The 25,587-nt window shown below is 47.8% G+C and carries 26 protein-coding genes, 1 pseudogene and 1 riboswitch; of the genes and pseudogenes, 17 read left to right on the top strand and 10 right to left on the bottom strand.

What is annotated here, in order from left to right; genetic code table 11:
• Positions 1–448: 448 nt before the first annotated feature.
• The 5 genes and pseudogenes from ACJJI6_RS03085 to ACJJI6_RS03065 all read left to right on the top strand — a co-directional run bounded on the left by ACJJI6_RS03085 (position 449) and on the right by ACJJI6_RS03065 (position 3,522).
• Positions 449–793: a hypothetical protein gene (locus ACJJI6_RS03085; RefSeq protein WP_445364004.1), complete on the top strand. Its 345-nt coding sequence runs from the start codon at positions 449–451 to the stop codon at positions 791–793.
• A gap of 554 nt (positions 794–1,347) precedes the next feature.
• Positions 1,348–1,710: a sulfurtransferase complex subunit TusC gene (gene tusC / locus ACJJI6_RS03080; RefSeq protein WP_445364002.1), complete on the top strand. Its 363-nt coding sequence runs from the start codon at positions 1,348–1,350 to the stop codon at positions 1,708–1,710.
• 1 nt (position 1,711) lies between these two features.
• Positions 1,712–2,005: a sulfurtransferase complex subunit TusB gene (tusB, locus tag ACJJI6_RS03075; RefSeq protein WP_475712470.1), complete on the top strand. Its 294-nt coding sequence runs from the start codon at positions 1,712–1,714 to the stop codon at positions 2,003–2,005.
• Positions 2,006–2,011: 6 nt separating this feature from the next.
• Positions 2,012–2,346 (top strand): annotated as a pseudogene (locus ACJJI6_RS03070) (TusE/DsrC/DsvC family sulfur relay protein).
• A gap of 150 nt (positions 2,347–2,496) precedes the next feature.
• On the top strand, positions 2,497–3,522 hold the full coding sequence (locus ACJJI6_RS03065) for a Gfo/Idh/MocA family protein (RefSeq protein ID WP_475712469.1): 1,026 nt from the start codon (positions 2,497–2,499) through the stop codon (positions 3,520–3,522).
• Between the two features lie 27 nt (positions 3,523–3,549).
• Here ACJJI6_RS03065 and ACJJI6_RS03060 read toward each other — a convergent pair whose 3' ends face one another.
• Positions 3,550–3,954: a secondary thiamine-phosphate synthase enzyme YjbQ gene (locus ACJJI6_RS03060; RefSeq protein ID WP_444917522.1), complete on the bottom strand. Its 405-nt coding sequence runs from the start codon at positions 3,952–3,954 to the stop codon at positions 3,550–3,552.
• A 53-nt stretch (positions 3,955–4,007) separates the two neighbouring features.
• On the opposite strand from ACJJI6_RS03060, the gene trmA reads away from it, so the two are divergent.
• Together trmA and ACJJI6_RS03050 are read left to right on the top strand one after the other, a co-directional pair.
• A complete protein-coding gene (gene trmA / locus ACJJI6_RS03055; RefSeq protein ID WP_475712468.1) occupies positions 4,008–5,096 on the top strand; it encodes a tRNA (uridine(54)-C5)-methyltransferase TrmA in 1,089 nt (362 codons plus the stop codon).
• Positions 5,097–6,358: 1,262 nt separating this feature from the next.
• A complete protein-coding gene (locus ACJJI6_RS03050; RefSeq protein WP_475712467.1) occupies positions 6,359–9,124 on the top strand; it encodes a di-heme oxidoredictase family protein in 2,766 nt (921 codons plus the stop codon).
• 425 nt (positions 9,125–9,549) lie between these two features.
• On the opposite strand, the gene ACJJI6_RS03045 is transcribed toward ACJJI6_RS03050, so the two are convergent.
• From ACJJI6_RS03045 to ACJJI6_RS03035, 3 genes are all read right to left on the bottom strand, one after another.
• Complete coding sequence (locus ACJJI6_RS03045) at positions 9,550–10,500, bottom strand: DUF2608 domain-containing protein (RefSeq protein WP_475712466.1); 951 nt, start codon at positions 10,498–10,500, stop codon at positions 9,550–9,552.
• Positions 10,501–10,927: 427 nt separating this feature from the next.
• Complete coding sequence (locus ACJJI6_RS03040) at positions 10,928–11,221, bottom strand: hypothetical protein (RefSeq protein ID WP_444928144.1); 294 nt, start codon at positions 11,219–11,221, stop codon at positions 10,928–10,930.
• A gap of 33 nt (positions 11,222–11,254) precedes the next feature.
• Positions 11,255–12,091 (bottom strand): SDR family NAD(P)-dependent oxidoreductase, encoded by an 837-nt coding sequence (locus ACJJI6_RS03035; protein WP_475712465.1) that lies wholly within the window; start codon positions 12,089–12,091, stop codon positions 11,255–11,257.
• A 61-nt stretch (positions 12,092–12,152) separates the two neighbouring features.
• A riboswitch (TPP riboswitch) is annotated at positions 12,153–12,268 on the top strand.
• Between the two features lie 55 nt (positions 12,269–12,323).
• Here ACJJI6_RS03035 and ACJJI6_RS03030 point away from each other — a divergent pair.
• The 6 genes from ACJJI6_RS03030 to ACJJI6_RS03005 all read left to right on the top strand — a co-directional run bounded on the left by ACJJI6_RS03030 (position 12,324) and on the right by ACJJI6_RS03005 (position 17,561).
• On the top strand, positions 12,324–14,465 hold the full coding sequence (locus ACJJI6_RS03030; protein WP_475712464.1) for a TonB-dependent receptor: 2,142 nt from the start codon (positions 12,324–12,326) through the stop codon (positions 14,463–14,465).
• Positions 14,466–14,526: 61 nt separating this feature from the next.
• Entirely contained in the window at positions 14,527–14,790 is a 264-nt protein-coding gene (locus tag ACJJI6_RS03025; protein WP_444893550.1) for a hypothetical protein, read from the top strand.
• Positions 14,783–15,433 (top strand): nicotinamide riboside transporter PnuC, encoded by a 651-nt coding sequence (gene pnuC / locus ACJJI6_RS03020; protein ID WP_475712463.1) that lies wholly within the window; start codon positions 14,783–14,785, stop codon positions 15,431–15,433. The genes ACJJI6_RS03025 and pnuC overlap by 8 nt, the downstream gene beginning before the upstream one ends.
• A gap of 12 nt (positions 15,434–15,445) precedes the next feature.
• A complete protein-coding gene (locus ACJJI6_RS03015) occupies positions 15,446–16,327 on the top strand; it encodes a phosphotransferase (RefSeq protein WP_475712462.1) in 882 nt (293 codons plus the stop codon).
• Positions 16,328–16,493: 166 nt separating this feature from the next.
• On the top strand, positions 16,494–16,961 hold the full coding sequence (locus ACJJI6_RS03010) for a nuclear transport factor 2 family protein (RefSeq protein ID WP_475712461.1): 468 nt from the start codon (positions 16,494–16,496) through the stop codon (positions 16,959–16,961).
• 156 nt (positions 16,962–17,117) lie between these two features.
• Positions 17,118–17,561 carry a YtoQ family protein gene (locus ACJJI6_RS03005; protein ID WP_444893547.1) on the top strand — a complete coding sequence of 148 codons (444 nt, stop codon included), beginning with the start codon at positions 17,118–17,120 and terminating at the stop codon, positions 17,559–17,561.
• 67 nt (positions 17,562–17,628) lie between these two features.
• On the opposite strand, the gene ACJJI6_RS03000 is transcribed toward ACJJI6_RS03005, so the two are convergent.
• Positions 17,629–17,928, bottom strand: a complete 300-nt coding sequence (locus ACJJI6_RS03000) for a GFA family protein (protein WP_475712460.1) — start codon at positions 17,926–17,928, stop codon at positions 17,629–17,631.
• Positions 17,929–18,034: 106 nt separating this feature from the next.
• Between ACJJI6_RS03000 and ACJJI6_RS02995 the strand changes: the two genes are divergently transcribed.
• From ACJJI6_RS02995 to ACJJI6_RS02980, 4 genes are all read left to right on the top strand, one after another.
• A complete protein-coding gene (locus ACJJI6_RS02995) occupies positions 18,035–18,946 on the top strand; it encodes a LysR family transcriptional regulator (RefSeq protein ID WP_475712459.1) in 912 nt (303 codons plus the stop codon).
• Between the two features lie 212 nt (positions 18,947–19,158).
• Positions 19,159–19,827 carry a class I SAM-dependent methyltransferase gene (locus ACJJI6_RS02990; protein WP_475712458.1) on the top strand — a complete coding sequence of 223 codons (669 nt, stop codon included), beginning with the start codon at positions 19,159–19,161 and terminating at the stop codon, positions 19,825–19,827.
• Positions 19,828–19,953: 126 nt separating this feature from the next.
• Positions 19,954–20,580: a hypothetical protein gene (locus tag ACJJI6_RS02985; protein WP_475712457.1), complete on the top strand. Its 627-nt coding sequence runs from the start codon at positions 19,954–19,956 to the stop codon at positions 20,578–20,580.
• A 41-nt stretch (positions 20,581–20,621) separates the two neighbouring features.
• On the top strand, positions 20,622–21,101 hold the full coding sequence (locus ACJJI6_RS02980) for a low molecular weight protein-tyrosine-phosphatase (protein WP_475712456.1): 480 nt from the start codon (positions 20,622–20,624) through the stop codon (positions 21,099–21,101).
• Between the two features lie 18 nt (positions 21,102–21,119).
• Here ACJJI6_RS02980 and ACJJI6_RS02975 read toward each other — a convergent pair whose 3' ends face one another.
• The 5 genes from ACJJI6_RS02975 to ACJJI6_RS02955 form a co-directional block, all read right to left on the bottom strand.
• Complete coding sequence (locus tag ACJJI6_RS02975; RefSeq protein WP_413662398.1) at positions 21,120–22,067, bottom strand: DUF5996 family protein; 948 nt, start codon at positions 22,065–22,067, stop codon at positions 21,120–21,122.
• Between the two features lie 96 nt (positions 22,068–22,163).
• Entirely contained in the window at positions 22,164–23,120 is a 957-nt protein-coding gene (locus ACJJI6_RS02970) for an antibiotic biosynthesis monooxygenase (protein WP_475712455.1), read from the bottom strand.
• A gap of 273 nt (positions 23,121–23,393) precedes the next feature.
• Positions 23,394–24,389: a zinc-dependent alcohol dehydrogenase family protein gene (locus ACJJI6_RS02965; protein WP_475712454.1), complete on the bottom strand. Its 996-nt coding sequence runs from the start codon at positions 24,387–24,389 to the stop codon at positions 23,394–23,396.
• 270 nt (positions 24,390–24,659) lie between these two features.
• On the bottom strand, positions 24,660–24,881 hold the full coding sequence (locus ACJJI6_RS02960; RefSeq protein ID WP_444933501.1) for a hypothetical protein: 222 nt from the start codon (positions 24,879–24,881) through the stop codon (positions 24,660–24,662).
• A 5-nt stretch (positions 24,882–24,886) separates the two neighbouring features.
• Positions 24,887–25,303, bottom strand: coding sequence for a hypothetical protein (locus tag ACJJI6_RS02955; protein WP_444933502.1), 417 nt, complete (start codon positions 25,301–25,303; stop codon positions 24,887–24,889).
• Between the last annotated feature and the right edge of the window lie 284 nt (positions 25,304–25,587).

Here is a 25,587-nt window from a genome sequence, read left to right as displayed (position 1 = left end):
CTTGACGCAAACCTTATTACCACTGCGTATCCCGCTGTGTACGGCGAGCATTTCTTTATGGTCGGAATAGTGTATCCAGGAAAGATTACGAGCATCGACGCGAGTGAATTGAAAATCGCATGCATAATTTGACTGAGGTTTTGCCCTGGATCTTGCCTCCTATGCAATAATGAGCAATCATTACCAAGTGGTACTCTACATTGATAAAAAAACTGCTGATAAGTGGTCTCTTTTCGAGGTGATTGATCGCTGGCAAAGAATATTCAAGGCCCCTAATTTGGCCCAGCGCTATCTAAACAGCGATACTCTTGATCCCTGCGAGTCTATCGCTGAAGATAAGTGCACGGAGCACATCTGAGAAGGACGCGTTAAATCCCAAGCTTTATTGAATGAAAAGGCTCTTGCCGCCTGTGTGGGCTATATCGACCTCAAACTCATCCGAGCCAATATGGCAAAAACTTCAGAAAATCCTGATCACACTCCCATTTTACAGCGTATTCGTGCAGTAATCTTAGAAGTGCAACCCAAAAAGCTACTGCCACTTGTAGGCGGTGAGCGACAGAATATGCCTAAAGCGCTTCCTTTTCGGCTGGATCACTATTTAGAGCTAGTTAATCGGAGCGGACGGCATCTAGCCCCCAGTAAGCGCAGAGCCATTGATGAAAATACTCCTCCCATACTCGAGCGGCTGGATATTCCACCAAGGCACTGGCTTTATCTCAGCCGTAATTTTGAAAGCCGCTTCAAACGTTTGGCAGGGTCTGCTGAGGCCGTACGACACGCTTGCAGGTGACTCAATAAAACTAGGTACGCAGCATAGGCGATTCTCAGCTACACCTTTCTGCAACACCCTGCTAGCCCCCCCCGATTCTCTCGATGCTGTTTTCCATACTTGCCCATAACCGCAGTTTTCCTAAGGCCAGCATTGACCTTCAGCACTTCATCTCAACTTAACTAGGGAGCCTCTGAATAACTACGTAATACCTCTGCGGGTCTTGAAGGCTGCAGATGTTAGGCGCAGCTCGCCGCGAATGGCCGTAGCCCTTTGCAAGAGCTGCAACGCAGCAGATGCGGCCTTCAAGGCCCGCCCTTCGGGGCTTGCAGAGCGATTCACACTCCGCGTTGCGACTTCTTGAAAGGCCTAGACATTCCTGCGAAGCCGCGCCTTGATTGTGAACCACTCTGCATGCCAGAGACATCACGGAGTTATTCAGAGGCTCCCTAGCAAACAGAAAGAAATAGATACTGGGGTTAGCGCTAGCAACACTGTTAACGCCTTTCTCCAATCTATGGGTGTCCAGAATAATTTCTAATTTCCGATCGCCTGATTACCTTTGGAGGCTAAGCATGAGTACTAAATCATTGGCCCTATGCCGCACCGCCCCCTACGGCAATGCCCTGGCGAGGGAAGGTATCGAAGCCGTACTGGCAGCGGCCGCGATGGAACAGGACATGGACCTGCTATTTCTCGGCGATGGGGTATTCCAGTTGCTGGACCAGCAATCACCTGCGGATATCGGCCAGAAAAGCCTGCGACGCAATTTGCAGGCTCTGCCGATGTTTGGCATTGAACAGTTTTTCGTTTGTGAGAAAAGCCTTGCTGAACGCAATATCACCCTGGAGCAGATCCAGGTTGCCGGCGCCGAGACTAAAGCCGCTAAAGATACCGGCTCACTGATCAGCGCCTATCCCACTGTATTGAGCTTCTGATATGACTTTGCATATTGTTAGTAAATCCCCTTATACCAGCAGTGCCCTTAAGGAATGCCTGGGTGCTTTTACTCAGGATGACTCGCTCCTGCTTATTGAAGATGGTGTCTATGCGCTGAGGCACAAGGCTCTGGAAACGGTGCCAAGTACTCAAATTTTCTGCCTTGAAGCAGACACCGCTGCCCGTGGCCAGCAGCAACTTGCAGCAAATATGGATAAAGTGGAAATGATCGATGATGCGCGCTGGGTACAGCTCTGTACCCAGCATCAACCCATAGTCAGCTGGTTTCGGTAACAAAAAATGAGCAACCTAGTAGTCAATGGCCAGAAAATCCCTTTGGACAAGGAGGGTTACCTGCGCAACCTCAGCGACTGGAGCCGGGACGCCGCCCTTCAGCTAGCCAATGCTGAGGGCATCGAGTTAACCGAGGAACACTGGCAAGTTATTGAGCTGTTACAAGAATTCTACCGCGAGTTTGAACTCTCCCCCGCGATGCGCCCGCTGGTGAAATATATTGGCCAGCATCTAGGCGCAGAAAAGGGCCGCAGTATCTATTTGATGCAACTTTCCCCCCAAGCCCAGCAAGGGTGGCCAGTAAAGTTGCCGGCTTACCTAAACCAACTAATTGCCTGTAAATTTCTCCGCCGGCCAGGCGCACTTTGAAACAGCCTGGTCAATTTCCCCTCTAAATATCCGGCTGACCGCCCCCATCAATCACCTGCTCTAGACTCTGGTAGAAGCGTAATCTATCGCTCTCAATTTTAAATCTCACCAGGAGTCATCCAATGTTAAAGCTGCGCTTTGGAATAGTCGGCAGTGGCGCAATTGCCGACTTTACCTGCAAGGCAATCAGTCGTGCTAACAATGCCTGCCTCTCATCCGTTGCCAGCAGACGGTATTCGCAAGCCAAGGAGTTTGCCCATGAGCATCAAATTCCCAATACCTACGAGGATTGGAAATCCCTGCTAGAAGCGCAAGATTCGGATGCCATTTACGTGGCTAGCCCCACCACCAGCCGCGAGGAAATCTGCCTCGCGGCACTGGCCAACCATAAGCATCTTCTCTGCGAGAAACCTTTTCTCAATACTGCCTCGGTCGACAAAATTGCCGCCCGGGCTCAGTCTGAAGGATTGGCATTTATGGACGCCACACATTTCACCCACCATCCCCGCACGGCCAAAATTATTCAGCAACAAAAACAGCATCTGGGCCCAGTTAACAGAATTCACAGCGCCTTTTTTGTCTCGATGATGGACCGCGACAATATTCGCTTCAATTCACAAAAAGAACCCACTGGCGCAATCGGGGATATCGGCTGGTACAACATGCGTGCAATCGTCGAATATATGCGCCCTACAGGAGCAATAAAGACAATTTCAGGAGCGATAAAGCGGGACTCACAAACAGGGACCATTATAAGCGGTGCGGGCCTGATTGAATTTGCCAGCGAGCAGACTTCAACTTTTGAGTTCGGCTATGACTCAGGCGTTTGGCAAATGGACCTGGACATTCTGGGAGAAAGCGGCCTAATCCAGCTAGACGACTTTGTACTCGACTGGAGAGACAGCGCTGCCTTTTACAATCCTGAATATACGCCAGAGTTTGTGGTTCGCCGAGGTCAGGCATCGCCAGATAAGTTCGAACACCAACAAGTCCCAATAGAGCAATCGCAGGCGGTACAAATGATCGAAAACTTCTGCTGCTTAACAGGACCAGATAAGCAAGTTGACCGTATCCAGGCTATCGAGAGGGCCCGCGCAACCCAGTCATTGATCGACCAATACTGTCAGGCAGTTGGCGTAGCCGTCTAGCTATCGCCACCAACGCGCCGTATTGAATCAGATATGCAGGATAACGTGCCGAGCCCCGTGGTGATGGCGGTGCTCCCAAAGGTAGATCCCCTGCCAGGTACCCAGCATCAAACGCCCCTTTTGCACTGGAATGGACAAGCTGGTCGCGGTAAGGCTGCACTTGATATGAGCCGGCATATCATCTGGCCCTTCAAGGGTATGAGTGTAAAGCGAGTCATTTTCCGGCACCAGTCGATTAAGCCAGCTCTCAAGGTCACGGCGCGCGCTGGGGTCGGCATTCTCCTGGATCAGTAAGCTTGCAGAGGTGTGCTGTATGAAAAGTGTACACAGACCCTCATCGGGAGCCTGTTCACTGACCCAATCAACTACACTGCCGGTAAACTCGTGAAGCCCCTGCCCATGAACCGGAATTTTTATCTCACCTATTGCCATACGGTTTCCTATATAATTCGCGCCCGCTTTTTGTACTGACACCGCATTGTAATATGGCACTGTACCGCGTTAATACTGACGACTACCCACAACAGCTTCAAGACAAGGCCGAGCGCCTGCAAGAGGCTTACAGCAAGTTCACTGACCTGGAGCCGGAACTCTTCCCCTCCCCGCCCATTCACTACCGCCTGCGCGCCGAATTCAAGGTGTGGCATGAGGGAGGTGTAGCCAATTACGCCATGTACCGCCAGGGTGAGTACAAGAAGCCCTTTATCATCGATGAATTTACCGTCGGCTCTGAACTGATGAATCAGTTGATGCCGAAGGTGCTGGCTGCTGTCAATAATAGCGAAGTCCTGCGCAAGCGCCTGTTCTCCGCCGAGTTTCTTACCACGCTGAATGGTGATGCGCTGATTACGCTGATCTACCACAAGAAACTGGATGAGACCTGGGAGCAGGAAGCCAAAGCACTCCAGGCACAGCTAGGATTCCCGATTTTGGGGCGCTCACGCAAGCAAAAAGTGGTTTTGGAGCGTGATTTCGTTACCGAGAAACTGGATATCGTTGGGAAAACTTACCAGTACAAACAGGTGGAAGGTAGCTTCACCCAACCCAATGGAGAGATCTGTCGCTCCATGATCCAGTGGGCGAGAAGTGCCTGCGGAGATAGTGATAGCGATCTGCTGGAGCTCTACTGTGGCAATGGCAATTTCACCATCCCGCTCAGTGAGAAATTCCGTAAGGTCCTGGCCACTGAAATCTCCAAGGTATCGGTAAATTCCGCCCAGGAGAATATCGCCAACAACCAGATCACCAACCTGGATATCGTACGCCTGTCCAGTGAAGAGTTTACCCAGGCGATCGATAAGGTACGCCCCTTTCGCCGACTTAAGGATATAGACCTTGATAGCTACGACTTCTCCACCGTCCTGGTTGATCCTCCTCGAGCGGGCCTGGATGAAGACACCTGTGCGATGGTCGCCCGCTTCCCGAGAATCCTGTATATCTCCTGCAATCCGGAAACCCAATTGGAAAACCTGGAGTCGCTGACCAAAACCCATCGCATTGAACGATTTGCTCTGTTTGATCAGTTCCCTTATACAGATCATACGGAAACCGGGTTATTGCTAGTGAGGAAGTAGTGCCTCACTAGCTGAAGGCCTCCAGCATTCTGATCCTATTGAACGCTGGAGCCCTTCCTAAGTCCATTTATAAAATCACCATAAAGATTCAAAGCTCAGCAATACAAGTAGCTATTAAAAACTATACTCATTTCTCGATATTATCTGAGCCGAAGAGATTTCGGCTTACTTTCCAAACGATGAGCACCATTAAATAATCTACACACCCTGCTCAAGTCATTGCTGTATTAATCAATGGCCAAAACCAGCCACTCCAATAAGCTTGGGCTTTTTATACGAAGCAGGCTCGACGTAGCGATGCTCAATGTTCGACAACCATTCATAAAAAAGTACGGCTCACCTTTCAATATACATAACACCTTCGCGTATAAAAAATTAATTATCAAGACTTAGGGAGCCTCTGAATAACTCCGTGATACCTCTGGCATGCAGAGCGGTTCACAATCAAGGCGCGGCTTCGCAGGAATGTCTAGACCTTTCAAGAAGTCGCAACGCGGAGTGTGAATCGCTCTGCAAGCCCCGAAGGGCGGGCCTTAAAGGCCACAGCTGCTGCGTTGCAGCTCTTGCAAAGGACTACGGCCATTCACGGCGAGCTGCGCCTAACATCTGCAGCCTTCAAGACCCGCAGAGGCATTACGGAGTTATTCAGAGGCTCCTTAGAGCGTGACACCTAGTGCTGGTGAGTTTGTTAATTAATAAAAAACACCCAAGGGAATAAAGGTAACTGTGGGTAGAAAACTAAATACCAAACTTTAAACAACTATTTTTAGTTGTACCAAATCTTACACAAGACCTAAGATTAACTGTTTAACGCACCCAGCATCACAACTGACACACGATATCAATCTATAAGCCAGACCTATTAAATACACCGATCTAAATCACAGACATAAGGTGCGCCTTATCACATACTTTATGCGAAGTAAAACAGAAAGCTGAGAACAAGCTCATATCGCTGTCCTTTTTAACTTAAATTCATCCCTTCTGGACGCAGCATAACGATGCAAATAAAAAATATAACTATTATGTCGTCCTACAAATCAAGCTAGAAAATTCATATCCAATATTGGCCAAGAGTAATCATCACCAAAAGACAGCAGCACATACAAACAAAAGGACACACACCAAAAATAATAGTTAAATTATTTTTACCCCGAACCAAGCACCCTCAACAGGAATTTTGAAAATTCTCCTTTTAAATTACAGATAAAGTTCATTTCATCACTATTACTATAAATAGCTGTTGATAAAAAGAGAAATATATGGATCCGTATTTCAAGAAAACAATCAATCCACTGGCAAAAATCTGTTTAACAGCATTTTTCGCCTTATTCATAATGGTATTGTCCGGATGTGGTGGTGGAGGCGGGGATAATAGCTCTGATGAAGACCCCACAGAAGCTACCCCCAACTCTCAGGGCAACGGCTCCACTGATGAAACACCGACTTCAAGCGGTGACCCGGATGAGTCCGACGAAGAGACACCAAATTCAAACAGTGATCCAGCTGAGTCCGATAAAGAGGTTGGACAAAACATTGCAGGTAGTGGAACTATCTCTTCCAGTTCTGGCAACGGGGTCCTTGCCATTGATGACTTAAGAAGGACACTTTGGGAAAGTGGTGATACTGCCAACACATCAAGCCTCACCCTTGACCTTAAATCTACACACTTGCTCAGCAAAGTGGTCATAGACTGGGGCGACCACAACGCAAAATCTTACGAGGTACTGGGCTCAAGCGACGGCACAACATGGACCACCCTGGCAACAGCTGATTCAGGAGAATATGGCCAACGCATTGATTCTCACCTAATTGGTGGAGAGTATCGCTATATCCAGCTAAACGGAACTGAACTCAGTGAGGGGAGTTCGCAATATAGTTTGTGGGAACTGATGGTTTTTGATCGTGCGGCAGAGGAAATTAATCAAACCGCGTCCATAGAATATACCCCTCTATTTGATACTGAGCAGCCAGAAGAAGAGTCTCAACACTGGTATATTCAGGAAGATGGCACCATTGTAACACTGGCAAGTGGCCGAGCACGTCTGCGACATGAATCCGAAGATAGTTTTTACGAGTTCCCGACCTTCTACTTTGAACACAGAACCTTTGGCATAGAGATTCACGACCATACGCCCGCCGGTGAGAACCTGATTGAGATCTTTTACTCTGCCGAATACGCGCTTTATCGGCCACCCGAATGCCGCTCCTCTTATTCAAATGAACACCGCGCTGACTTTAATAGCAACGCCAGATTTGATGAAACCCCTTACCGGGAAGCTGATGAAGATGGGAGAGGCCAAGTCTGGGTATGTCGTATCACCTACGATGCTCACGATGGTGATGACGGGCAGCTGGAAGTCGGCGAATGGATGGAGGTGGAGTTTCAGCAATTCATTGGCATTGAGGAGGGCGATGAGAATGTCAGTGGGCAGACAGTTTACTACACAGACACCTACCGCATTCTCCTGGGCCAACCTGGTATTCATATGGTTGCAGACCTGGAAACTGAGACCGCTGTTGAAAGTGCCGGTGAAGCAACCGCAGCATACATCAGGGCTACTGACCCGGTACCCGCTTCAGAAGTCATTTCAGTAAATACTGACGATAATACTCTTACCTACTACGCAGGCAGCGATGGTAAATGGGCAACGGCTTCCGACGCTGATGCAGTTGAAGTCACCTACCCAATACTGGATGGTATTGATGTCTATGATACTTACATCGTGGATAGCGGAATCGCCGACTGGACAGCCTACTTCAGAGAAGCCCTCAACATCCAGTGGGAGACGCACAACGAGTTTCTAGATGGTCGCAGGATATTCCACACCCGGTTTAATACCGGAGAGCACGAGGAACTCGGGAACCCAGACTTCAACCAAATGGCAAACCTATCAGCAGGCTTAACCATTGAGCAATCATGTCTGGCGTGCCATATCAATAACGGCCGGGGCCCGGCCCCCTCAGAGGCTAGTGTTCCCAATTCGATGGTCTTTAAGCTGTCGTCCGGTGCAATAACCCAAGCAGGACAACCCCTGCCAAACCACTACTTTGGCCCTGTCCTCCAAACCCATTCACTCAATAGTGACATAGCTCCAGAAGGATCTATTCAAGTCACCTATAGCCCCATTCAAGATAGCTATGCCAATGGGGATAGCTACACCCTACAGTCCCCCACTTATGTAGTAACAACCAATGAAGGTGAAAACACATCCGCTGATTACTTTTCGCCACGTATGCCACAAAACATCACTGGCTTGGGCTTACTTGAGGCGGTTGACGAAACAGAAATCCTTGAGTGGCACGACCCTAACGATTCCAATAGCGATGGTATCTCTGGGCGAGTATCACTAGTCGATACGGGCTCAACACCTCTTCCCCAGGTAGGACGCTTTGGTTGGAAAGCTACCCAACCGAGCTTGCGCAGCTTCTCAGCAGATGCGTTGAACAATGATATTGGCGTGAACACAGCACTGGAACCCAATGCAAACTGTGGTATCGAACAGCTGGAATGTAAAAAGCACAGTAATCACGACGAAGAGCTCACTGATTCTCACCTGGACGACCTAGCTACTTATCTTCAGGCACTGGGCGCACCGCCCAGAAATCCCGATTTAATCAATGAATCCATCGTGGCTCAGGGTGAAGCTCTATTTGAATCGATCAACTGCTCATCCTGTCACCGGCCAGAGATGAACACCAATCACGCTCACCCTCTTGAGGAGTTGAGAGGCAAGGTCATTCGCCCCTATACAGACTTACTCCTGCATGATATGGGCGAAGGTTTGGCAGACAACTTAACGATTAGCGCGGAGTACAACCGCGAGTGGAGAACGCCTCCCTTATGGGGATTGGGTGTTAATAGCGCAGTGAATGGTCACAGTAATTTGTTGCATGATGGTCGCGCCCGGTCTATTGAAGAAGCCATTCTCTGGCACGGGGGAGAAGCTGCTGAGAGCCAACAGAACTATATTGATCTGTCGGCTTCAGAGCGAAACTCGCTACTCAAGTTCTTACAGTCGCTGTAAACCATAACCTAACCAATCACAAGGGTATCCAGCTAAGGTCATAGCTTGCTGGATACCTTTCTGGTGGAGATATACGTTATTGTTCACTGGAAAAATTCAAAGCTTTTACAGAAACGTCCATCCGCAAATAACGTGTTCTATTTTTATCAAAACTTAAAAAATCGATTCAGTAGCAATGGTGCGGCAAGCCTGCACTCTGCCAAAAAGACCTAGGCGCGTGGCTCGCGAAATTACAGCCGGTTAATGCTCCTCCCTCTTCAACTGAGTTATAACCGATTAATCGTTATACAACGACTACCATCTCTTCTGAGTGCTCGGCACCTCCAAAATCGATTAAATATTGGAGGTAGACGTATACACTTCCCTTTTTACTTGGATGACAGTTTAGAAATGGAGCCGTTGAGCTTAGTTACAAGGAAGTTAAACTAGTTTTCAACAGCCGGCATTAATAGCGCACTATTAAGACTCGCCATGATGGTTTCCCATCTCTTTTTCGCAGTTTCTTGTAATGCTTTTTTCTGAGGCCCGTCCATAAAATCCTGCTTGTGCTTACTTAGACGGGTGTAGTGCAGGGCTATTACCTCATATTTCTTATTGTCCTTGAATGCCTGGTAAACACTTTCGACATTCTCAAAACTGTCATCAATGAAGATAATGTTGGAAATTAGGTAGTGCTCACTACTATTAGCCGAAGAATTGTAGGATCGCAGCAAGCAGTCAAGCATAAAGCCTTTATCTTGCCCTGCTAAGTACATAATACCTTGCCGATAGCTTACTGGCCTTGCCTCACTTAAATCACAGGGCTTAAACGGACTTGCAAGGCTAAATTGATTATTTGGACTGAAGTTGAGAGTATTTGACCGAATAAGCTCTAATAAATTTTGGTAGGACGTATTCGGGGTTGGCAAGCGTTTGAACTGTCTCTCGGTAGCTGAAACATCTGCATCACCCCTTGCAGTTTCAACCATCAATCGCACCCCACTTTGCCTCAAACTGTCAAGTACCGGCACAATATTGTCATCTGTATAAACCATATTGCTCACAGAGAAGAGCAAACCGGATATATTAATCAACTCCTCTTTTGTTTTTGCCACAAGGAAACCTGAATTAGGATCGGTTTCCAATAAAGTTTCCTGCCATGAGTACCAAGCTGCGCCACCAAGATATTGACATTGAGACTTTTCAGCGCAAGGCATCATACTCAAGGTGTCATCATTATCCATAACCAGTAACGTATTTATTGGGGTAGCTGATTCTTCAATTATATTCTGGACGTCCTCAAAGCTGCTCACCTCTTTCTTAATAGCACCGGCAGACACACAATGAGAAGCCACAATTAAAACAATCGAATACAGTAGAGAATTAAACTTGCTCATAAAATAAATTCCTTTTTACTTACCCTGATTATTAACACAAAAAAGTGAATGGTTTTGGCGTAGCTGGAGACAGAGACTGTACTGGCATGATGCCTAGACTAGATAGTACTTAACTTGTGCCCCTGAAAAATAGCAATTTATCATTCAGAGCCAGAAAAACAGAAAATCGAATCAAGTTCTGAGGGGGTACCAAATAGGAAGCGTAAGCCGCCAGCTCTATTAGCAAAGAAATAATACTTAATCTGTGAATAATTTGAACAGAGCTTCATATTGTTGTCGTACAATACAACCACCAGTCCCTTCATAGATATACTTTCTCCAAACCAGGATATTAGATTCTGCTATTAGCGGCATAAAGCTGCCCCGCCCCCACCCCGGCATGCTGATAATTCGGCACGCCGGGTGCTTCTAAATAAGCTGCTCCCCATTAAGCAAATCTGCGATCCAAATTCAAGGCACCACAGCCCCGACAGTGTTTTATAAACGCTTCTTCTATGCCCAGGGGCTCCTGGCAGTAAAAACAGCATCCCTCTCTCATAGTCAAATGATTAGCAAAATTTTTGCTGTAGAGCATGGGCAGCTTAAGTTCCCTTCTCAGCGCCTTTAGTAAGCTTGCAGTAATGCGCCCCTCAGGAAAATTCCGTGCTATTCCTTGAATGTTCGACAGGGTCTCAGCAGAAAACTCCCAAACTTCACCACAGTGGTCACAGGAAATTATCATTTCCCAATTTACTCCACCTTTCCAAAGATACAATTATTTTAGTCCCAAAGGCTGAAGTATTTTTTCCATCTGCTTAAAGGAAAGGCGACACAACAAAGAAGGAAACAATCTTTCCAGCCACCACAGCAACTTAAGTTTTGCTGGCACAACAATGATTTCTTTGTTCTTTGCAATTTGAGACAAAGCCTTTTCTGCAAAAGCATCAGCAGATATTGGCCCCAGAGGCTCGAACATTTCTGCCTGCTGTTGAGGAGGAATGGGAGTTGGCATCCGCCCATTGACGCCACCTCCCTGCAAAATCGGCGTTGATACTGCCCCGGGACACAAAACACTCACTCGTACACCGCAGGACTCGGCCTCAGGGCGAATAGCCTTTGATATTGCTACCACAGCACTCTTGGAAGCTGAGTAGGCAGCCATTGCTGGCGACGGAACTAAAGCCGCCATCGAGGCAGTATTGATAATATGGCCAGAGCCCTGGCGCTTCATGGCCTGGAAACCACATTGGAGCCCATGAATAACGCCAAACAAATTGATATCAATCGCCGCTTTCCAATCTTCAAGATTATGATCGGAAAAATATCCTCCAACTCCTACGCCAGCATTGTTAAAAAGGAAATCTAACGGAGATACTTCACTAATGACCTGAAAAAATTGATCATAGTTACGAACATCCAAGTGAACAAACGATGCTCTCCCACCGGACTCCTGTATTTGGCTGACAACCTGCGTAGCGAGGTCCTGCTGGATATCCGCGATAATGACTTGAGCCCCAAATGCTGCCAGTCGACAGGCCAAGGCCGCACCGATTCCAGAAGCACCACCGGTAATCAGTGCCGTCTTGCCACTGAAGTAAGATACCTGATCCATAAGCGCTTTCCCTTCCTTGCTTTTACCACTTTATACCCCAGTTTCTGCTATCATCGCGCCCGCAAAACCTAAGGGGTGGCCTTGCCTGAGATGTCCGGGGATCAAATTGGTCTGTCGCGACAAACCCTTGAACCTGATCCGGTTAATACCGGCGTAGGAATAGGTAGACAAAGCAAAACCTCCCCACGTCGCACTCCGGGTCTCTTTCACTGCCGTTATTCGAGAGAGAACCATGAAAAAACAGTTTCCCACCCACCCTATTGCCTGGTCTGTCAGCCTTGCCAGCAGCCTGTTCGCCGGTATCGCCACCGCTAATACCGCAGAGACCGGGCTTGAGGAAGTGGTGGTTACGGCACAGCTACGGGAAACCAACCTTTTGGAGCTTCCTTCCAGTGTTACCGTACTGGATGAAAGCGCGATCGATGCGCGGGGCGCGGCCAATCTGGACCAGCTTTTGAACATGGCGCCCAATGTGAATTTTTCCTCCGGCGCCTCCAGGGGACGATTTGTACAGATTCGCGGAATTGGTGAGCGCAGCCAGTTTATCGATCCGGTAAACCCCTCTGTAGGCCTGATCATCGACGGTATCGATTTTACTGGCCTGGGGCTCGCAGCCAGCACCCTGGATATCGACCAAGTGGAAATCCTGCGGGGTCCACAGGGCACCGTGTACGGTGCTAATGCCCTGGCCGGCCTGATCAACATGACCAGTGCAGCGCCCACCAGTGAGTCAACCACCAAGGTGTCCGCCGAGCTAAGTGAGTACAATGGACAGAGTCTGTCCGCGGCTACCAGTGGTTCTTTGAGCGATGCTCTTGGCTATCGATTGGCTGCCAGCAAACGCAAATCCGACGGCTATACCGAGAATGTGTATCTCAACCGAGATGACACCAGTAATATTGATGAGTCTGTACTGCGCGGTAAGCTGGCCTACTCCCCGTCCGACGATTTAAAGCTGGGCGTTACCCTCTTCTATATCGATGTTGATAACGGCTACGATGCTTTCTCTCTCTATAACACTCGCGAAACCCAATCTGACCAGCCCGGCTGGGATCGCCAGGAAACCTTTGCCGGCGCATTGACTGCTCAATGGTCTGGTAACGAGAACTTTACCCTAGAAGGCACTCTCAGCCTCGCCGATTCAGATACAGAATATGGCTACGATGAGGATTGGAGCTATGTCGGCTTTCATTCCTGGGAATACAGCTCCACGGATAATTACCAGCGCGATAAAGACAATATCAGTATTGACCTTCGCGCACTCTCTACCGAAGAGTCCAAGTTATTCTGGGATCGCAGCCACTGGGTAGTGGGCCTTTACGGCCGCACGGAGCGCGAGGACCTGAATCGCAACCAGAACTTCCGCAGCACTTTTGATACTGAAAACTCTGCCATCTACGGCCAGCTCTCTACGGAAATCACCCCAGCGATCAACTTGATCACCGGTCTTAGACTGGAAAGACGCGAAGCCGATTACTCTGACTCCTATAACATCGATGCAGATAATGGTGAAAATCTGTGGGGCGGCAATATCTCCCTGCAATACCATTACACCGGCAACACCCTGCTCTACGCTACGGTTTCCCGGGGCTATAAAGCCGGCGGTGTAAACGGCAGAATCATCTCAGAATCAACAAGCAACACTGAGATCAACAGTGACATGTTCGAGTTCGATACCGAACAACTGCTCAACTATGAATTAGGTATTAAGGGCAGTTGGCTGGAGAATCGTTTGCAAGCCCAGGTTGCCGCTTTCTACCAGGACCGGGATGACGTTCAGGCCAAGGTTTCTATCTTTAACCCTGCCGACTACTCATTTAGTGACTACCTTGCCAATGCAGCCGGCGGAAGTACTACTGGTCTTGAGGTGGAACTGAACTATCAGGCTACCGACGCCCTGCGCTTTTTCGCCTCTGCTGGCTGGCTGAATGCAGAATTCGAAGACTACGAAAGCAGTTCCCACGTCGATGCCCGAGATGACTACGCAGGAACGGTGTTGGCTGCGGTTGATCTGGATGGCCGCGATATCGCTCACGCCCCCAACTACCAGTTCTTCACCGGTACAGAAATCGATCTGCTTCCCAACCTGATCTTGCGATTGGAGCTTGAGGGTAAAGACGAATTCTACTTCTCAAACAGCCACGACGAAAAATCCACAGCCTACGAACTGGTCAATGCTCGCCTGACCTACCAGGGAGATAACTGGGATGTTGCCCTGTGGGGAAGAAACCTGACTGATGAAGATTACTATGTGCGCGGGTTTTACTTCAGTAACCAATATGGCAACAACCCGGCCAACGGCTACGCACCCGAGCCCTACTATCAGTATGGTGAGCCCCGGATTGCCGGGGTAACAGGCACCTACACCTTCTAATCACTCAGTGACTTTGGGGCAGCGTTTCGCTGCTCCAAAACTCTCTATCAAGAGGGAAATTATGCAGCTCTCTGTCGAAATCAGTATGTATCCGTTAAAGGACGAGTACATCCCGGCTATTCAAGCGTTTATCGCACAGTTAAACAGCCATCCAGAACTCAAGGTAATCACCAATACAATGAGTACTCAGGTGTTTGGGAATTACGATCTATTGATGGATGTGCTCAAGTTGGAAATGCGCAAATCCTACGAGCAGTTTGGCCGCGCCATTTTTGTATGCAAGTTTATTGACGGCGACCTGGCCCCGGGAGAAGCGCATGTTTGACCAGGATATCAGCACCGCAATCAGCGCTTCGATTGCGGCCATGTCCCTCTGGGAGGTAGCCGCTGTAATACTGGCTCTGGCTTATTTACTTCTGGCCATGAGAGAGAAAATCAGCTGCTGGTATGCCGCCTTTGTCAGTACGACGATCTACTTGTTTCTGTTTTGGGATGTCAGCCTGTTAATGGAGTCTGCACTACAGGTTTTCTATCTGCTGATGGCAGTTTATGGCTGGTGGCAATGGCGAAATCACCGAAACCAGCAGGACGATCTGAAAATCCACCGCTGGAGCGGAAAAACCCACTCGATAGTTATTGGCGCTACCCTGATACTGACTTTACTGATCGGCTACCTGCTGGATCACAACACCAGTGCCGCCCTCCCCTACCTGGATTCATTCACGACTCTGGGGGCAATCGTCACCACCTATATGGTCACCCGGAAGGTACTGGAGAACTGGCTTTACTGGATTGTCGTAGACGGAGCTTCAATCTATCTCTACCTGGACAGAGAACTCTACCTTACTGCCGTATTGTTTATGCTGTACCTGGTGCTGGTTGTGATTGGCTATTTCCAGTGGTTGGCCATTTTCCGAAAAGAGAAACAACAACCCGATAGCGCTCCTCAAACAATGGCAGCGGCATAGTGACCAACTGATATGAGCCAGGACTTGAGCAACATCATCCCCAACGATTGGCATCATTGGAGCAAGGCCCGGCCCAGGGTGGTCAGGGCCCTGGCTGGGGGGCTGACCAATAACGCCTTTCTGGTTGAGTCCGCCGATCAGCTGATGGTGCTGCGGATAAACTCCGGCATCAGCGATCAGCTCAATCTCGACAGGGCTGCTGAACAGCAGGCGTTGCAAGCTGCCACATATTCCGACAGTTGTGCCCCTTTGGTTTACTGTGACCCGCATTACCGATATTTGCTGACCCGCTATATTGAAGGCACTCCCTGGGATAAAAATGTCGCCCACAGTTTGGAAAAACTTGCCGATCTGCTGCGCCGTATACACGGTTCCCCTGCAATTGATGCCCAATTAAACATCGGTGAGAAAATCTCAAGTTACAGGCAGTTTATCGATAAGCGAGCCAGTTATTTCCACTTGCTCGACACACTGCAAGAGAAACTTCCGCAATTAATTGACGCTGCTTATCGGATGGGCGACGAATTTTGCCTGTGTCACAACGATCTAACGGTTGGCAACCTGATCTGGGCTCCCTCTAACAAGCTATACGCTATCGACTGGGAGTACGCATCAATGGGGGATAAATTCTATGACCTCGCTGTTTTGGTAGAGGAACACAACTTGAATCAGCGAGAGCAAAATAGTTTGCTGGAGTGCTATCTTAATCGCACTGTGTCACCTGAAGACAATCAGCGCTTGGGGTTATGGCAGCTGATCTACGGTTACCTTTGTATTCTCTGGCACGGGGTACAATGGAGTAACCAAACCCAAAGGTCCCCGGAGCAAGGGAGATATATCGGGAAAAAAGCCCAACAGTTATTGAAAGGCCTATCGGTTCACAGCCTCAGCTGAGTAATCCCTGCTAGAATAGGCCCAATCCCCAAGAAGCGACTTTCAGTCACTGCGGCGCAATCCAAGTTGCTTTCGAAGTTGCTACCGAAGTAATTCAACTAGGGCCCGACTCGGCTAAAATACCCCCTTTTTCACACCCCTAAAAAATAACCACAGAGGTACTCCTGTGATCAGATCATTTTTTGCAATACTACTTACCTTGATCGCAATCAACGCACAAGCGGTAGAGAAACCCGAGGGTTTTAAAACGATAGATGGGCTGTTTGCTGCGCTTTCAAACCTGGACCACCAGGCTATGCGAGACGGCGTCAGCGACGATTTTATACTCCTTGAGCACGGTGAAGTCTGGGATATTGAAGACCTTATCGCCGTAATGAAGCCCAATTCCTCAAAGCTGGAAAGAATCAACTACTTCAGCATTATCAATTTTGAAGAGCGTGAGCACCTGCTGACCATCAACTACTGGACCAAGTCCATTTTTAAATCCGAGGATGGCAATAAAGAAGCGGTGTGGTTGGAAAGCGCCATTGTTAAGAAAATCGATGGCAAGTGGCTAGTAGCCCAATTGCACTCAACCCGCCTGCCCGCAGAGAAATTCCCCAAAGATGTCCAGTTTGAGCAGCAAGTCCTATAATAAAATGCCTTACAGGCCCTGATCGCACAGGGCCTATGTCCATTTGATCTCTCTCAGGTCCCTCCCAACTGGAACAACTACCGGATTTCAAAGCTTCCAAGTGCTAGTATGTGACTCTAAATTGCATATTAGTCTCCAGTTTTAAAGGGCCACTCAATGAAGCTTAAAGTTTACCTCTCCGGCGAAATCCACTCCGATTGGCGTGCGCAAATTATCGAGGGTTGCCAAAAAGAAGGGCTGGATATCTCCTTCTCTTCCGCAGTCACCAACCACGATGCCAGCGATGCCGCTGGTGATGGCTTGGGTGAGGAGCAGAACGCTTTCTGGCGGGATCACAAATCTGCCAAAGTTAACGCAATCCGAATCAAGCACCTGATTGAAAACTGTGATTTGGCGGTGATTCGATTTGGAGAGAAATACAAACAATGGAACGCCGCATTTGATGCCGGCTTTTGTGCAGCCTTAGGCAAGTCTTATATCACACTTCACGATGAATCCTTGGTGCACGCACTCAAGGAAGTGGACGGTGCCGCCCAGGCCTGGGCACAGACCCCCGCACAGGTTGTCGATATCCTGAAGTACTTAACCACTCAGGCCTAAAGAGCCTCTGGATAGCAAGCCGGCAGGCATCTACTGACAAAACTGCACAATCAGTAGGTGCTGCTAGTTAAAAGCCGTAATTAAGGACACCGGCATAGTTCGGCCGAGAGGCTGCCTCTGCTGATAGATTGTGCACTAGTTCGCCGCTACGATTGATCGCATAGATTTCTGCACCGCAGTGCTTGCAGAATGCCTTCTCCCGTAAAGCCCCCTCTTTAAAGTGGTATTTGCGCAGTGACTTTTCAGGATCGCTGATATGGATAGCGACTTCAGTATCAGCGTGCCCCCTTTGGCCCGATGGTACAAACAGGGCATCTATAAGCTTGTTGAAATGAATCGCTCCACAATGACAAGTTAACGGATTCATAGCCTTATCTCCCTGGTCGATTAGTATGGGGAAGCAGTTTACTATTTACTTTAATTTAACAAAGGGGATATATTGAAAAGATCTTTTAGCTTTAAGGAAACAGTCTGTGCGCAGAGAGTACGACAAATACCACTTGATCAACGTTTTTTGCAGTGTTGTTGATCACGGTTCCTTAAGCAAAGCTGCCAAGCACTTGGGCCTGTCTACGCCCACCGTAAGCAAGACTCTCGCCCAACTTGAACAGGCCCTTGGCCAGGTATTACTCAATCGCACCACCCGGGCAATCGCTGTCACAGACGCCGGAAGGATTGCTTACCAGAAAGGGCAAAAAATAATCAGCTCATTCACCGAGCTGGAAGACCAGATTGCAGAGGCGGCAACGCTCACCCGAGGAAAATTAAAAATCACTTTTCCGGAAACCCTCGGCTTAAAAGTATTCAGTCATATCTGCAATGATTTTCAGAAAGCATTCCCCGATTTCAGCTTGGAGCTTATCTTCAGCCCCTACCACCTGGATTTAATCGAGGACGATATCGACATTGCTTTTCGCGTATGGGAAACCCTGCCCGATTGCCAGTTTTACGCCCAGCCCCTATTTAGTATCCGCCCTATTTTTATTGCCGCGCCGACCTATCTGGAAGAACACGGCTGCCCCAAATCCATTGCCGAGCTCAGCCAACACAACATCATGCTAACCCGCCTTGACGGCCTGGAAGATGGCTGGTCAATTGATGGGAAGTTCTACCAATTCAATGGAAATTTAATCTCCAACAAAACTTTCCATACCCGAGCAGCCGCATTAAACGGGAATGGCATCGCCAAGCTTCCCTCCTATTTTTGCCAACGGGATATCAAAAAGGGGCGACTGGTAGAGGTACTCCCTGAGCTGGAGCGAAAAGATAAAACTGTAGGTGCTATTTATAAAGTAAAGCGAAAAGATTCAAAGAAAATTGACGTGTTTTTGAACTTTGCACAGGAGCGCTTGCAGGAGTATGACTTTAGCCTGTTTGATGAGTGAGAATGTGCCACTAAAGAACTCTGCAGCGATTAGAGATCCTCTGTGAAACACTCAGCTGTTTAGCACCACATTAGGTGGTACCATAGAACAATAATAAGCGGCTTGCTACTGGGGCTGAAGAGAGTGAAAACAATACTCTCGAAATACACTGTAAATACATCCCCTCTCCTTTATTGGTAAAGCCGCACAACAGTCATACATTGGAGATTGAAGTGACAATCACTAAAGAGGTCGAACAAGGCCAAGCTGTCTATTCCAAACCCGTACTTTGGCTTTATGATATGTGGGTTCTGGGCATATCAAACCGCTTTATTTGGAAGTGCCCAACTCCTGGAATACTAGAGCACTTCAATCGAAATATATCCTCCAACCACTTGGATGTAGGTGTTGGAACGGGCTACTTTATGGACAGGTGCCATTTCCCCTCCGACACAGTCCGCCTCGCCCTGATGGACCTAAACCAAAACAGCCTGGATATCTCAGCGCAAAGAGTGGCTCGGTATAATCCAACACAGTTCCGCTGCAATGTCCTGGATAAAATTACTTTAGAGACTGAAGTTTTTGATTCAATTTCCTTAAATTACCTATTTCACTGCCTTCCCGGCAAGCTGTCAGAAAAACTGGTTGCGCTGGATAATGTCGCAACCCTGCTATCGGAATCAGGCACCGTATTTGGTTCCACCATCCTGTCTGAAGGCGTACCGAAAAGTGGAGCTGCCAAGAAATTAATGGCTATCTACAATAAGAAAGGGATATTTTCTAATACCCAGGATTGTGAAGAGGACCTCAATAAATTCCTTGCCAGTCGATTTAAGGAGTACAAAATAGAAGTTCGCGGGTGTGTGGCACTATTCAGTGCGCGGCACAAAATCACTGGCTAGAGCATCTATAGGGCACTTATGAGGATGAAGTTCTCGTTTAAGCTGGGGCTGAGAAATCCGCTGATATTCGTTACCTTGTCAGCTTTAGTAGTAGTTCCCAATTATTGCCTGGGCCTGCATTTCAGTGTGTTTGAAGATAAATTTGAATGTCCTGACATTCACAACTCCTTAGACTGTGCAAGGTCAATCGAAAGTGGATTGAGTAATCAGGTCGACCATATCCAGCGAACGCAACCAAGGCACCTGACTATAGCCCTGAATAGCGGAAAATCACTGACGTACACAGACATCCTTCCCGCTAATAATCCCGCAGAACATATAACCTACTCTGCAATTGATCAAATAACTGATAACCTGCTACTGATTCATCAACAGCTCTGGGAAGCACATTCCTATATTTTGCTAGACTTGAGAAACGGCCATGAATATTCTCTTGCCGGCTACCCTTTGCTGTCTCCGCAAGGCGGATATCTTTTTGTTGCCGAACAAGACCTGGATGCCGGTTTTAATGAAAATGCCTTACAGGTTTACAAGCTATCTGAAAATACTTTGGACTTACTATACGAGCTAAAGCCTGAAAACTGGGGGCCAGAGCAAGCTTACTGGACAACAGAGAATGCGGTCTCTTTCACACAAAAGCAGCTTAACCCCAACTATTTTTCAAATGAAAATCAGCCCTTTTATATTGAGACTAAAGCTGTGCTTTCTATTACCCCTGATAGCCAAAGTGTAAACATTCGATATTTTGATTAAAATACCCCTCTTTAATTTACCCAAAGTATCTTGGAGCAATTTTGACAGCAAATTCAGTTCTCTCGATATTATTTGTCTGCCTCGGTAATATTTGTCGATCTCCCTTGGCGGAAGCCGTTTTCCGCACCAAGGCACAGCAGGCGGGTATTCCTGTTTCCGTCGACTCTGCGGGCATTATCAGCTACCACGCAGGTAAGCGACCAGATCCGCGAACTTTGGCTATTGGTGAAGAAAATGGCTATTCATTTGAAAATAGCTACGCTCGCCAGGTAGCCACTACCGACTTTACAAAATACGATCATATCTTTGCGATGGACAAAGATAACCTGGAAGCATTGCAATCCTTGCAGCCTGACTCATCAGGCGCCCAACTAGGGTTATTTTTATCAGTGTTGCAAGATAGTGATTTAGCTGAAGTGCCCGATCCTTACTATGGTGGTATTGAAGGGTTTCAACATATTCTCCAGCTTATAGAACAAGCATCTGATGCATTTATCGAGCAGCTTAAAAGCAGAGAGTAAGCAAAGCCCCCACAAATTCTACCGGGCTTGTGGGGGGAAACTTTCCTCCAAGGCAGACCTATCCCACATTCCCTTATCGGCTGCGGCTTCATAAGTACTCTGCAAAAAATCAAACAGCGCCTCATCGGGGGAGCGTGAAGCTCTCACCGCATCATAGGGCAGCAAGAACTCACCCAGATCTTTGGAATAGTAAGCTGAGGCGGGCGCGACCCTTGCTTCGGGAAATCCTTGGGGCTCTGGGTAAGTATATGAATAGAAGCAAGCACCATCTACACCACCGCCACCAGGCCAAAAACCGGCACTGCTAACTTCATGAGAGTAGGCTTCCCTGGCCACCCAATCGGGAAAGTGTGGAACGCCTCCAGGGTGCGGAGGCGCCTCCCTGCCAGAAAAACGGGTAAGTGCTAAATCAAAACTTCCCCAAAAAAAATGAATTGGACTGCACTTGCCAATAAAACGACTGCGAAACTCAGTGAAAACCCGATGAATTTGCACCAACGCCTGCCACAGCTGCCTAGCATATTCGGGATCATACTCGTAGTTATCCTGATCCCTCTCAAAGGGTATCGCATCCGCCACTTCGGATGGCATGGTGTTAATCTCAACCGGTATACCTAGCTGCTTGAGTGCAGCCATTACTTCCCAGTAGAAATCAGATACTGTGCGGGACTCCAAGGGTAATACCCATTCTCCCCCCTCAGTGGTCAACAGCTTCAGTACGTGATGATAGAAATCAAAGCTAATAGAAAACGACCGCCCTCCATAAGGGATAAGAGATGTCTCCAGCCCTCTGGCGGTAATATATAAAGGAACATGCCAGGAGTGATTGATCCAAGGAGTTTGTACCAGGCGAATCTTGCCAATAACTTGCATCCACATATGCAGGGTGGCAATCGTATTTACCGACTCAGCGTAGGGTAACTCTGGCCAGTCTTTACTCTCAGACCGATTCTTTAAATTGCTCACTAAATGTGCTCCAGCTTGCCAACCATTGGCCCCGTAAACTGCAGATAACGACAGACTCTCGATGAAAAATAGCCCTAGAATCTCTTATATACCACCCTAGACTGTGGGCAATTTAGCTACCCAACCAACAAGTATTATCAAAATAAAATACAGCACTATAACGACTAAAGTTCCCATGAAATTTACTCGAGTTAGCTTCCCTGATGTATCTGACAACCAAACTCTAAAAACTTTAGTCATAGCGGGTATAGCCACCCACGAAAGTGAAGAAACAATCAGCATACTCACAACAAAATTGGTTGATGCAAACGGCAAGTCCTTCACCAAGGGCAACAGCCATATTTCAATGGCCATAACTATGGGGTACAACATCAGTAGAACCAGCATTGCCATCTTCCACTGCGCGGGCCCAGGATTGTTGGCTCGTCCACGAGCATGAGTAAACCAATCCTCAAATCCGTGCCCTATCCGCTTTACATTTACATCCCTAAAAAAACCCTTCCCTAATTTCACCAACTTCTGATGTTCATCAGAGTCAAGCCAATCATCAAGATGCTTATTGGAATCGAACCGAAACACCACTACCCAATCATCCTGAACGCCTTTTATAGGTTTGGTAAGACCTGCCCCCAAAAAACCTGGAAATGCTTTAATTGCTTCATTTATCTTTTCCTGCCACTCCATATATTCGCGAAAGTACTCTGGTTTAACACTCTTGGAAATCACAATTGTCACCGGCACTGTCAACTGATCAGCTTCAGCTATAACTTGTGACACCACCTCAACAGAAAACTGCTTCTCCAAAAAAATAATCAGGTCTTTAAATAATCCATTACTAACAAACTCCTCCAGTTGAGTAATTGTCTCAAACTGAAAAATTTGAACCCACTCATTTTGAATTTTAGAGACGGGCTCCAACAAACTGACCTCACGTAATCCATCGCACTCTAGCGCAATGTCTACCAACTTTTGGTGGCATGAGCGGTACTCTTCCCCTAAGCGCTTTGGCACTTCCTGGGACAAGACAAGGCATGCGCCGGTACTCTCCTCCATTAGCTGGCAGCAATCTCCATGAAGTTAGGCAGAAAAACTAAAGTCCACATAAGTTGAAAATTTTATATAAACAACAAACTCGTCGTTGTCGATTTCCACGAACTAACGCTTTTTAGAAAGCAATGGGCAGCAGATAAATTTAGATGAAAAGTCAGAGCTGACATCAAGGGTAGCATTTGAGGAATAAAGCTCTGAAAAAATGACGGAACTGTCTTCGAAAGTGCCACCTTATCAGGTGGCACTTTTGGTGGGGTACTATTTAATACTTAGAATTCAACTGGCAAGGCTTTCACTAACAACCAGTACTTTGCCGTCACGCCCGCCTGCCGCAGCTATTCGTACCGCTTCTTTAATTTCAGACAGAGGGTATGTGCCATGAACTGGTGCAGATAACTTACCTTCCGCTACAAGCTTTGTGATAGTGCCAAAAACTTCCTGTTGCCGCTCTGGGGATGCCGAGCCGAACCATTTGGCCAACCAGAACCCGCGCACGGTGATATCTTTAAAGATGATCATCCCCGGTGCGATAACGCAAGGTTCCCCACTAAGCGCGCCATAATTCACTAAGGTTGCGCCATTTGACAGAGCTTCACCCATGCGAGCAGTTGCCATTCCACCAACAGCATCAATGCCTAGCTTGATCTCAGCACCACCAGTAGCCTCAGCCACTCGCTTACCCAGGTGCTCACCATCCACGAGAACCACATCAGCGCCTGCGGCCTTCATCGGCTCAATCAAAGACTCACGGCGGACAACATTGATCACTTTCAGGCCCCGCAACTTGGCCAGGGTTGTCAGATAAGACCCCACACCGGAATTTGCGGCATTCTGAATAACCCAATCCCCCTCCTTGAGATCTACAAATTCGCTCAACAGCAAGTAAGCTGTTGGCGGATTAATCGTTATCATGGAAAGCTGTAGAGGGTCTACATTATTCGGGAGCGGAATCAGCCCCTGGGCATTGGCCACCATATGTGTAGCCCAGGTGCCGCTTCCTACCGGCAGGAGAACGACCTGGCCAATGGCTGGCGCGGTAACATTAGGTCCATGTTTGACGACCTTGGCAACACCTTCATTGCCTCCAACCGCAGGAAGAGGAGGCAACATCCCATAATCGCCCGTCAGGGTCAGAACATCTGAAGGGTTAATTGGTGCTGCCAGCATCTCCAGCAACACCTGCCCCTCTTGAAGTTCAGGGGTATCAAAGGACACCGCCTCAATAACATCCTGCGGCACTGGTCCGCGCTCTTGATATTCCGCCTTTAACATATCGCCGTATCCTTTTTTCGATTGATTATGAACAACGACCTTCACGCTGTACAAAATGTACCATGAACACTAGAGTTTGACGCTTATTAACAGTGGGGCCATTTAGATTCCTCCTGATAAATCAAACCCATTTACAAATCGCCATTTGGATCTACTTATGTGTGGTTCAAGCTAGCAATTTCAAGTCAGCCACTTGAAGATACTAAAAAGGGAGAAGGGAAGAATACACCGCGCTTGGGACCCTATGAGGCATGGATGCCGATTAGGAGCTTACAGGGATGTATTCACAGCGTGTCTCGAGTGCGGTGTATTCTTTCCTTCCACCCCAGTAGTAAGTCCAATGAAGCAAATTGCAGCAGCGATAACAATAAGCAGATAAGAAGTTAAATTAAGCAGGCCGGAGTAAACAACGGCACTTTTGTGTTCTACCCGATCAATTACCGCCTTAAGCACCGGGTCCGCAACAGCAAATGCAGGGTCAGGCTCTATCACAGAAGCTAATTCCTGCCCTTTATTATTTCGAATACATGCAGTGTTTTTCCCATTGTTGCCCCCCAAAATCCTGAGGCCTTGTCACCGCTCTTACCCACTGCAACCTCGACCCCCTCCTCTAAAATTGCCCAATCGATAGCCAGCGTTTCAGAATAATCTTTACACTTTTCCTTATCAAGAAATTGAATACCCAACCGACAATTTTGCTCGCGAAAATCAAGCACCCTTTCTGTCTGCAACTCCAGCTCGTAAGGCACACTTAATTGCGATCGGAAGTTAAATTCACGTCTTCCCTTTTTTGTAACATCAACGGGATACTCAACCGCTACCCATTTATATTTGCTATAGGAAACAGTTGCATATACCAGAATCAAACCCGCAACAACAACTAACACCAGCACTAATTTAATGGTTAATCCCACATCTCTCCCCCAAATACTTTCCTTAATACTTTACAGCTACATCCCTTGAGGCCCAATCAGAACCAAGAAAACACACAATGCAAGCCAAACTTAGCATTTCGCAGTACCCAAAAGCAGACAAGCACATACTAAAAAGGGAGAAGGAAAGAATACACCACGCTTGGGACCCTATGAGGCATGGATGCCGATTAGGAGCTTACAGGGATGTATTCACAGCGTGTCTCGAGTGCGGTGTATTCTTTCCTTCCACCCCAGTAGTAAGTTGCCAAATAGCGCTCTCCAAC

The organism is Microbulbifer maximicatervae (SeqCode) (assembly GCF_056232625.1).
The sequence above is the reverse complement of the archived record's forward strand: the minus strand, read 5'-3'. Positions and strand labels throughout refer to the sequence as shown.